The organism is Nocardiopsis xinjiangensis YIM 90004, assembly GCF_000341145.1.
Classification (GTDB): domain Bacteria; phylum Actinomycetota; class Actinomycetes; order Streptosporangiales; family Streptosporangiaceae; genus Nocardiopsis; species Nocardiopsis xinjiangensis.
Genome location: NZ_ANBE01000059.1, coordinates 19,899 through 29,034, shown reverse-complemented (window position 1 = coordinate 29,034; position 9,136 = coordinate 19,899). Strand labels below are relative to the sequence as shown.

The window sequence follows — 9,136 nt, the reverse complement described above, 5'->3', positions numbered from 1 at the left end:
AGCGGACCCACCGGTCGCACTCGCTGCTTGACAAACATAGAAGCATCCCTGTGTGCAAGGGCACAGCCCTGCGTAGCTGATGCCTCGCCGCGTGCAGGAGAGGGCAAAGTTTTCCCAGGTCACAGTGGTGCGGGCCTGCATTCGGCATGCCCGTGGCCACCCGGCCACCCCTTCCGGAAGCACCCCGAAACCCCGCGAAGGCAACTCACGGGACTTTTTGACCGCCACCCCACAGGCATTACGACGCGAAGTAGCACTACAGTTCGTAGTACTACTTGCGGTCGGCACCTGAGAGGCGGGCATGGAAGCACTTGACCTCGCGAGGTGGCAGTTCGGGATCACCACGATCTACCACTTCCTGTTCGTCCCCCTGACGATCGGGCTGTCCTTCATCGTCGCCGTGCTCCAGACGTTCTGGTACAGGACCGGACGGCACGAGTACCTCCAGGCCACCCAGTTCTTCGGCAAGCTGTTCCTCGTCAACTTCGCCATGGGCGTGGTCACCGGCATCGTCCAGGAGTTCCAGTTCGGCATGAACTGGAGCGAGTACTCGCGCTTCGTCGGCGACGTCTTCGGCGCTCCACTGGCCATGGAGGCGCTCCTCGCCTTCTTCCTGGAGTCCACCTTCATCGGCCTGTGGATCTTCGGCTGGCACCGCCTCCCCCGCGCCGTTCACCTGGCCTGCATCTGGCTCGTCGCGATCGGCACCAACCTCTCGGCGTACTTCATCCTCGCCGCGAACGCCTGGATGCGGAACCCGGTCGGCTACGAGGTCAACGAGGAGACCGGCCGCGCCGAGCTCACCGACATCTGGGCGGTCCTGAGCAACGACCAGGCCTGGTCCACCTACATCCACACCGTCGGCGCCTCCTTCATCACCGCCGGCCTGTTCGTCGTCGCGGTCTGCGCCTTCAAGCTCTGGCGCAGCATCCACCACAACGACACCGGTAACACCGACGTGGCCCCGCCCGTGCGCGAGCGCGCCCTGTTCCGCGGCGCGCTGAAGGTCGGCCTCGTCCTCACCCTGGCCGCCGGCGCGTTCACCGTCCTCTCCGGGGACAACCAGGCCAAGCTCGCCGCCGAGTTCGAACCCATGAAGCTCGCCGCGGCCGAGGCCCACTGGGACAGCGAGGAAGGCGCCCCCTTCTCCACGTTCGCGGTCGGCGACACCGATGAGGGCCACAACCCGATCGACGTCAGCATCCCGAACGTGCTCAGTTTCCTGGCCACGGGCGAGTTCGACGGCGAGGTCCACGGGATGAACGACCTCCAGGAGGCCTACGAGGACTACTACGGCCCCGGCGACTACATCCCGAACGTGTTCGTCATCTACTGGTCCTTCCGCCTCATGATGGGCCTGGGCCTGTTCGGCGTCGGGATCGCCGCTCTGGGCCTCTACCTGACTCGCGGGCGCGAACGCCTGCCGCGGAGCCGGTGGTTCTACTACGCCGCCATGGCCGCGCTGCCCGCGGCGCTCCTGGCCAACATCTTCGGCTGGATCCTCACCGAGATGGGCCGCCAGCCCTGGACGGTGCACGGTGAGCTCCTCACCGCATCGAGCGTCTCCCCCGGGGTCGACCTCGGAGCCGTCGCGATGAGCCTCGCCGTCTTCACCGCCGTGTACGGGACGCTCTTCGCCGTGGAGGTCGGCCTGCTCTGGAAGTACGTCAAGAAGGGGCCCTCCCATCTCGTCCCCGATCTGGAGGACGACGAGGAGGAGTCCACGATCCCGCACTTCAGCTACTAGGAGGCCCGGCCATGGATCTCGCTCTCGTCTGGTTCATCGCCATCGCGGTCCTGTGGACCGGATACTTCTTCCTGGAAGGGTTCGACTTCGGGGTCGGAGTGCTCCTGCCGTTCACGGGGGCGCGCAACTCCGTGGAGCGCAGGGTCGCCATCAACTCGATCGGCCCCGTATGGAGCGCCAACGAGGTGTGGCTGATCACCGCGGTCGGCGCCATGTTCGCGGCCTTCCCGCCCTGGTACGCGTCGATGCTCAGCGGTTTCTACGTCCCGGTGTTCGTCATCCTCATCGCGCTCATCGCGCGCGGTGTGGCCTTCAAGTACCGCAGCAACCGCGACAGCGACCGCTGGCGCGAGTGCTGGGACCACGCGATCTTCTACGGCAGCGTGATCCCGTCGTTCCTGTGGGGTGTGCTCTTCGCCAACCTCGTGCAGGGCCTGGCCATGGGCCCCGACCACGTCGTCACCGCCGGGCTGTTCGACCTGTTCACGCCGTACACGGTGCTGGGCGGACTGACGACACTGTCGCTGTTCACACTGCACGGCGCCGTCTTCTTGGCCCTGAAGACCGGCGGCCCGGTGCGGGCACGGTCCCGGGTGGCGGCGCTGCGGAGCGCCGTGGTCGCGGTGCCCTCGGTCGTGGTCTTCCTGGTGTGGACCCAGGCCGCCCACGGACAGGACTGGACGTTCTTCACCGCGGTCGCGGCCGCGGCCGCGACGGCCGTCGGGGTCGCGCTGGCCTGGCGCGGGCGTGAGGGCTGGTCGTTCATGTCGATGGCGTCGGCCGTGCTCGCCCTGACGGTGACGGTGTTCGGGGCGCTGTATCCGAACGTGCTGCCCTCGACGACGGATCCCGCGTACTCGCTCACCATCGCCAACGCCTCCTCGGCCGACTACACACTCACCGTCATGTCGTGGCTGGCGCTGGTGGCACTGCCGGTGATCCTGGGCTACCAGGCATGGAGCTACTGGGTGTTCCGCCAGAGAGTGACCGGGGAGACCGTCACCGGCGAGAGTGTGACCGAAGGCGCCCGCTGACGCAAGGGGGCTGCACGACCGCGGCGCCCTGCGGAACACTGTCCCGGGGCCCTCCCGCACGGCACCGGCCCCGACCCGCCCACCACACGGACGAGGTGCACCGACCGATGAAACCTCTCGACCCGCGCCTGGTGCGTACCGCGAGCGCGGTCCGCGTACACCTGGGTGTTTCCGTGGCGGCCGGCGCGCTCACCACCGGCCTGATCCTGGTCCAGGCCTGGCTGCTCGCCCGCACCATCACCGGGGCCTGGGCGGGCGAGGGCATCGACACCTTGGGCCCGGCCGTGGCCGGGGTCGCCGCCGTCGCCGTGGCCCGCGCCGTACTCTCCTACGTCTCCGAGACCTCGGCCCTGTACAGCGCGGCCCGCACCAAGTCACAACTGCGGCGCCGCCTCGTCGCCCACGTGACCGGGGGCCGGGGACGTGTGTGGACCGCGGGCCCCTCCGACGGGGACGGCGGCCAGGAGGGCGCCCCCAAGGCCGGGGAACTCCTCACCCTCGCCACCCGCGGGCTGGACGCGCTCGACGACTACTTCGCCCGTTACCTTCCCCAGCTCGCGCTCGCGGCGATCGTCCCGGTCGCGGTGCTCACGGTGGTCTTCTGGGCCGACTGGATCTCCGGTGCGGTGATCCTGGTGACCCTGCCGCTCATCCCGATCTTCATGGCGCTCATCGGGATGCACACCCAGGCCCGTACCGACAAGCAGTGGCGGCTGCTGAGCCGGCTCGGCGGGCACTTCCTCGACGTCGTGGAAGGCCTGCCCACGCTCGCGGTGTTCCGCCGGGCCAAGGCGCAGGCCGCGATCATCCGCAAGGTCGGAGAACAGCACCGCCAGGCCACCATGGGCACGTTGCGGGTCGCGTTCTTGTCGGCCTTCGCGTTGGAGCTGTTGTCGACGCTGGCGGTGGCGCTGGTGGCGGTCGAGGTGGGGCTGCGCCTGCTGGGCGGGCACATGGACTACCAGACCGCACTGCTCGTACTCATCCTCGCCCCGGAGGCGTATCTGCCGCTGCGGGAGGTGGGGACCCGTTTCCACGCCAGCATGGAAGGCGTGGCCGCGGCCGAGGGGATCTTCACGGAGCTGGACCGCGAGCGCGGCCCCGCCGCCGGCGAACACGCCCCCGAACCCGCGGGGTCCCCCGCGCCCACGGCCTCGGGGGACCTGCGGTTCGAGGGGGTCGGGCTCACCTATCCAGGGCGTGACCGGCCCGCGTTGGACGGGCTGGACCTGACCGTGCACGCCGGCGAACACGTCCTGCTCACCGGGCCGAGCGGTTCGGGCAAGACGACGTTGCTGTCACTGCTGTTGCGGTTGAACGAACCCGGCGCCGGACGGGTGAGCGTGCGCGCGCCCGGTGGCACGTGGGAGCCGCTCTTGGGGATTGCGGCCGAGGACTGGCGCTTGGGTGTGGCGTGGGTGCCCCAGTACCCGTACCTGTTCGACGTCTCGGTGGCCGACAACATCCGCCTGGGCGCGCCCGAGGCGACGATGGAGCAGGTCAGGGAGGCGGCGCGGGCGTCCGAGGCCGACACGTTCGTCTCCGCTCTGCCCGACGGTTACCGGACGCGGTTGGGTGAACGCGGGGCCCGGTTGTCGGCGGGCCAACGACAGCGCATCGCCCTGGCGCGGGCGATGTGCCGGGACGCCCCGCTCGTGCTGTTGGACGAGCCGACCGCCCACCTGGACCCGGAGAACGCGGCGGCGGTACGCACGGCGGTCGGGCGGCTGGCGCGCGGGCGGACCGCGATCGTCGTCGCGCACGACACCGGGTGGCTGACCCGGACTCTGGGTGCGCACGAGGAGGCCCCGGACGGCCCGCCGGCGCCGCCGTTGCGGGTCGTCGAACTACAGGTACCGAGCGTGGACGTGGGTGTGCGGTGATGACGCGGAACGAGGGCGGCGCCGGCCCCCTGGAAACCGAGGAGCCGGGGACGCAGGTGCCCGAACGCGAGCGCCGGCGCGATCCGCTGCGGAGGATGATCGCTCTGGCCTGGCCCCGCGGCAACCGGTTCGCCCTCGGTGTGCTGCTGGGCGCGGCCGCGACCGGGTCCGGTGTGGCCCTGTTGGGTGTGGCGGCGTGGATGCTCGCGGTCGCCGCGGACCACCCGCCGATCACCGCGCTCGGTGTCGCGGTGGTGGCCACGCGCGCGCTGGGTGTGAGCAAGGGGGTGAGCCGGTACCTGGAGCGCTTGGTCACCCACGACGCCGCGTTCCGGACCCTGGCCGAGGTACGGGTCCGTGTGTACGGGAGGCTCGCGGCGACCGAGCCGTTCGGCCGCTTCCGTACCGGTGATCTGGTCTCGCGTCTGGTCAACGACACCGAGGCGACGTTGGACCTGCTCGTGCGCGGTCTCACCCCTCCCCTGGTGTCGGTGGTGACCGGCGGGGCGACCGTGCTCGTGCTGACGGTGGTGTACGCGCCCGGGGGTGTGCTGCTCGCCTCGGGACTGCTGTTGGCCGGGTTCGCGGTGCCGTTGGCGATGGCGGCGCTGGGCAAGGGCCCGGGTCAGCGGCAGGCCGAGGCACGCGGGGCGTTGTCCACGACCCTGGTGGACACCCTGCACGGGGCGCCGGACCTGGTGGCCTACGGGGCGATGGAACGCCAGGTCGCCCGTGTGCACGAGGCGGACGAGGTACTGACACGGGTGGAGCAGCGCGATTCCGCGGTCCTGGGCCTGGGTGCCGGGGCGACGGCGTTGATCACCGGACTGACCGTGTGGGGTGCGCTGTTCCTGGGTGTGCTCGCGGTCGAGGACGGCACGATCGGCGCGGTGTCCCTGGCCGTCGTGGTGCTGACGACACTGGCGGCGTTCGAGATCGTGGCACCGCTGCCGGCCGTGGCGGGCAAGCTCGGGGCGATCCGGGCGAGCGGTACGCGCCTGTTCGGGGTGCTGGACACACCGGCACGGACGGCCCCCGCCCGGAGGGAGGGTCTGGCCGAGGACGTGCGCGCGGACCGGCCGGCCGTTTCCGTGCGCGGGCTGCGTGTGCGATACGGGCCCGAGGAGCCGTGGGCGCTGGACGGGGTGGACCTGGAGGTTCCCGAAAGGGCCACCGTCGCGGTGATCGGCCCGAGCGGGGCCGGCAAGAGCACACTGGCGTCGGTCCTGCTGCGGTTCCTGGACCCGGACGAGGGGCGTGTGGAGCTCGGTGGTGCGGACATCACGGCCTACCCGGCGGACGAGGTGCGCGCGGTGGTGTCGGGTGTGCCCCAGGACCCGCACGTGTTCGCCTCGACCCTGCGCGAGAACCTGCTCCTGGCCCGCCCGGGGGCGAGCGAGGAGGAACTGTGGGACGCGCTCTGGCGGGTGAGCCTGGCCGACGAGGTGCGGGCCATGCCCCGGCTCCTGGACACGGAGGTGGGCACACACGGGATCGGGCTCAGTGGCGGCATGGTGCAACGCCTGGCGCTGGCCCGGGCGGTGCTCGCCTCCCCGCGGGTACTCGTCCTGGACGAACCCACCGCGCATCTGGACGCCGACACCCGCGACACGGTGGTCTCGGACCTGTTGGAGGCCGCTGAGGGGTACTCGACCCTGCTCATCACACACGACCTCACCGGGCTCGACCGTGTGGACCGCATCCACGTGGTGCGGGAGGGGCGTGTGCTGCAGTCCGGCACCCACGCCGAGCTGCTCGCCCAGGAGGGCTGGTACCGCGACGTGGCCGGATGAACCGGGCCCACCGGCGGGTCACGGCCCCTGCACCGAGCCGCTAGGGTACGCCCGTGAGCAATCCTGTGCGTGAGATCTTCGGTGGTTTCGGATACCTGCTGCGCGGCGTGGGCCTTCTGTTGCAGAAGCCCCGGCTGTTCGTCCTGGGGGCCCTGCCCGCGGTGTTCGTGTGGCTGGTCTTCCTCGGGCTCTTCGTGGCCCTGGCCTTCAACATCGAGGAGCTCGTGGGATGGGCGACCCCGTTCGCGTCGGACTGGGAGAGCCCGTGGCGGGGCCTGGCGCGCGGCGGCATCTCCGTGGCGGCCCTGGTGGGCGCGTTCCTGGTGTTCGTGGTCTCGTTCACCACGGTGACCCTGGCGGTGGGCGCTCCCGTCTACGACAAGATCGCCGAACTCGTGGAGGAGGAGCTCGGCGGCGCACCCGAGGAACCGGACGAGTCGCTGGTCGCCGCGGCCGTGCGTGCGATCCGCCAGTCCGTGGCGATCGTGCTCGTCTCCCTGGCCGTGACCCTGGTCGTCTTCCTCATCGGCCTGGTGCCGTTCGCGGGCTGGATCCTCGGACCGGTCCTCGCGGCCCTCGCGGGCGGGTGGCTGCTCGGGATCGAGCTGGTCGCCAACGCCTTCGACCGGCGCGGGCTCCTGCGGATCAGCGACCGCCGCCGGTACATGGCCACCCGGCGGCTGCGCGTGCTGGGGTTCGCGGTCCCGACGTACTTCCTGCTGGCGATGCCGTTCCTGGCAGTGGTCGTGTTCCCGGCCGCGACGGCGGGAGCGACCGTGCTGTCCCGGGACCTGCTCCCGGCCGCGCCGCCGGAGACACAGCCGGCGAACGGGGAGGCCTGAGCCCTACTGCAGGAGCGCCGCGGCCTCGATGTCGAGGTCGAACGGCGCTCCCAGGTGCACGGAGGCACCGGGCACGGCCCGCTCGACCGTCTGGTACGTGCCGCTCTCGGGCTCGGAGAACAGCGCGATCTCGCTCTTGCGCGGGTCGATCACCAGGTAGAACGGCACACCGGCGCGGGCGTATCCCTTGGTCTTGGCCTTCCAGTCGTGCAGGGCGCTGCTGGGCGAGACGACCTCGACGGCGAGTTCGAGGTCCTCCGCTGCCCGGAGCCAGTCGGGGCCCTCCCAGCCTTCACCGTCGACCACGGCCGTGGGAAACACGGCAAGGTCGGGGACGAACCTGTCGCCGTCCTGCGAGATCTCCACGGTCACCCACTGGAGAGCTTCGAGGCCCTCAGGACCATCACGCTCCAGCATGCGCTCGCAGAGCCGGATGATGCGGGCGTGTCGGTAGGACGGCGTAGGTGACACGACAAGACTCCCGTCGATGATCTCCGTGCGGTAACCATCCGGGAGTGGGAGGTTGTCGGCGAGCGTCGGCAGATCCATCACCGTCTCCACCATCTGCGTGTCAGTAGCACACACCATGCTGTACCCCCTGCGGTGTTCGGAACACCTCGACGGTAGCGGTTCGGGAGCCACCGCGAAGCGTTTTCCACAGGTCAGGGAGGCCCGGGCCGCTCCCGGACCGGCCCTCAGCGCAGGCCGGGCGAGCGGCGCAGCGCCGTGCTGATCATGCGCTCCACGAGAGCGGTGTAGTCCGTCCCGCCGGCCGCCCACATCTGCGGGAAGGCCGAGGAAGGCGTGAAGCCAGGCATCGTGTTGAGCTCGTTGACGAGCACCCGCCCGTCCTCGGTGTAGAAGAAGTCGACGCGGGCCAGCCCCTCGCAACCCATCGCCTCGAAGACGTCCGCGGCCATGGCACGCAGGCGGCCGACGGCCTCCTCGGGGATCTCCGCCGGGATGGTGAGGCTGCTGGTCGAGAGGTACTTGGCCTCGAAGTCGTAGAAGTCGAAACCGTCGGCGACGTGGATCTCGGCGGGTTGGGACACGTCGGGCACACCGCCGTCCTCGGCCTCCAGCACACCGCACTCGATCTCGCGTCCGCTGACCTCGGCTTCCACGAGCACCTTCGGGTCGTGCTCGCGTGCGGCGTCGACGGCGGCGACGACGGCCTCGGTGTCGGAGGAGTCGGGGACCCGGGTGATGCCGACGCTGCTGCCGGCGCGGGCGGGTTTGACGAAGGCCGCTCCGCCGAGCGCGGCGATGTCGTCCAGGACGCGCTTGCGTTCCTGCTCCCACTGTCTGCCGGTGACGGAGACGTACTCGATGGTGGGGATGCCGTTGCCGAGGAGCATGGACTTCATGAAGACCTTGTCCATGGCGGCGGCGCTGGAGAAGACCCCCGCGCCGGCGTAGCGCACGCCCATCATCTCGAACAGCCCCTGCACGGTGCCGTCCTCGCCGAAGGGCCCGTGCAGCAGCGGCAGGACGACGTCGACCCCGGCCAGACGCTCGGGCACCTGCCCGGGCTCGACGACCATGAGCTGGCCGGCAGTGTCGAAGGGCAGCGCGAGGCCGGTGCCCTCGGCGACGCTGGGCAGCGTCTTGGTGTCGGCGTCGATGCGCAGTTCGTCGGGGTCTCCGGAAGTGAGCACCCAGTTGCCGTCGGGGGTGATGCCGACGGGGACGACCTCGTACCGGTCCCGGTCGATGACGGACATCACGCTGCCCGCGGTGACACAGGAGATCTGGTGTTCGGAACTGCGACCGCCGAAGACGACGGCGACCCTGGTCTTGCGCTGCTCGGACGACATACTTCCTGCCCTCGTGTCTC

The 9,136-nt window shown here is 70.4% G+C and carries 7 protein-coding genes; 5 read left to right on the top strand and 2 right to left on the bottom strand.

Features of this window, described 5'->3' with window-relative positions:
- The first annotated feature begins 301 nt into the window (after window positions 1-301).
- From D473_RS0122930 to D473_RS0122910, 5 genes are all read left to right on the top strand, one after another.
- Window positions 302-1,747, top strand: a complete 1,446-nt coding sequence (locus D473_RS0122930; protein WP_017611375.1) for a cytochrome ubiquinol oxidase subunit I — start codon at window positions 302-304, stop codon at window positions 1,745-1,747.
- Window positions 1,748-1,758: 11 nt separating this feature from the next.
- Entirely contained in the window at window positions 1,759-2,781 is a 1,023-nt protein-coding gene (gene cydB / locus D473_RS0122925; protein ID WP_017611374.1) for a cytochrome d ubiquinol oxidase subunit II, read from the top strand.
- A gap of 107 nt (window positions 2,782-2,888) precedes the next feature.
- Window positions 2,889-4,664, top strand: coding sequence for a thiol reductant ABC exporter subunit CydD (cydD, locus tag D473_RS0122920; RefSeq protein ID WP_017611373.1), 1,776 nt, complete (start codon window positions 2,889-2,891; stop codon window positions 4,662-4,664).
- A complete protein-coding gene (cydC, locus tag D473_RS0122915; RefSeq protein WP_017611372.1) occupies window positions 4,664-6,457 on the top strand; it encodes a thiol reductant ABC exporter subunit CydC in 1,794 nt (597 codons plus the stop codon). The genes cydD and cydC overlap by 1 nt, the downstream gene beginning before the upstream one ends.
- 53 nt (window positions 6,458-6,510) lie before the next feature.
- Window positions 6,511-7,299: an EI24 domain-containing protein gene (locus D473_RS0122910; protein ID WP_033353887.1), complete on the top strand. Its 789-nt coding sequence runs from the start codon at window positions 6,511-6,513 to the stop codon at window positions 7,297-7,299.
- A 3-nt stretch (window positions 7,300-7,302) separates the two neighbouring features.
- On the opposite strand, the gene D473_RS0122905 is transcribed toward D473_RS0122910, so the two are convergent.
- Window positions 7,303-7,848 carry a Uma2 family endonuclease gene (locus tag D473_RS0122905; protein ID WP_241474856.1) on the bottom strand — a complete coding sequence of 182 codons (546 nt, stop codon included), beginning with the start codon at window positions 7,846-7,848 and terminating at the stop codon, window positions 7,303-7,305.
- Between the two features lie 146 nt (window positions 7,849-7,994).
- Window positions 7,995-9,116: a D-alanine--D-alanine ligase family protein gene (locus D473_RS0122900; protein ID WP_017611369.1), complete on the bottom strand. Its 1,122-nt coding sequence runs from the start codon at window positions 9,114-9,116 to the stop codon at window positions 7,995-7,997.
- Window positions 9,117-9,136 lie beyond the last annotated feature (20 nt).

Bases quoted from the DNA above. Each gene is read 5' to 3' on its own strand.
- D473_RS0122930 (WP_017611375.1), top strand. From the start codon at position 302: ATGGAAGCACTTGACCTCGCGAGGTGGCAGTTCGGGATCACCACGATC.
- cydB (WP_017611374.1), top strand. From the start codon at position 1,759: ATGGATCTCGCTCTCGTCTGGTTCATCGCCATCGCGGTCCTGTGGACC.
- cydD (WP_017611373.1), top strand. From the start codon at position 2,889: ATGAAACCTCTCGACCCGCGCCTGGTGCGTACCGCGAGCGCGGTCCGC.
- cydC (WP_017611372.1), top strand. From the start codon at position 4,664: ATGACGCGGAACGAGGGCGGCGCCGGCCCCCTGGAAACCGAGGAGCCG.
- D473_RS0122905 (WP_241474856.1), bottom strand. From the start codon at position 7,848: ATGGATCTGCCGACGCTCGCCGACAACCTCCCACTCCCGGATGGTTAC.
- D473_RS0122900 (WP_017611369.1), bottom strand. From the start codon at position 9,116: ATGTCGTCCGAGCAGCGCAAGACCAGGGTCGCCGTCGTCTTCGGCGGT.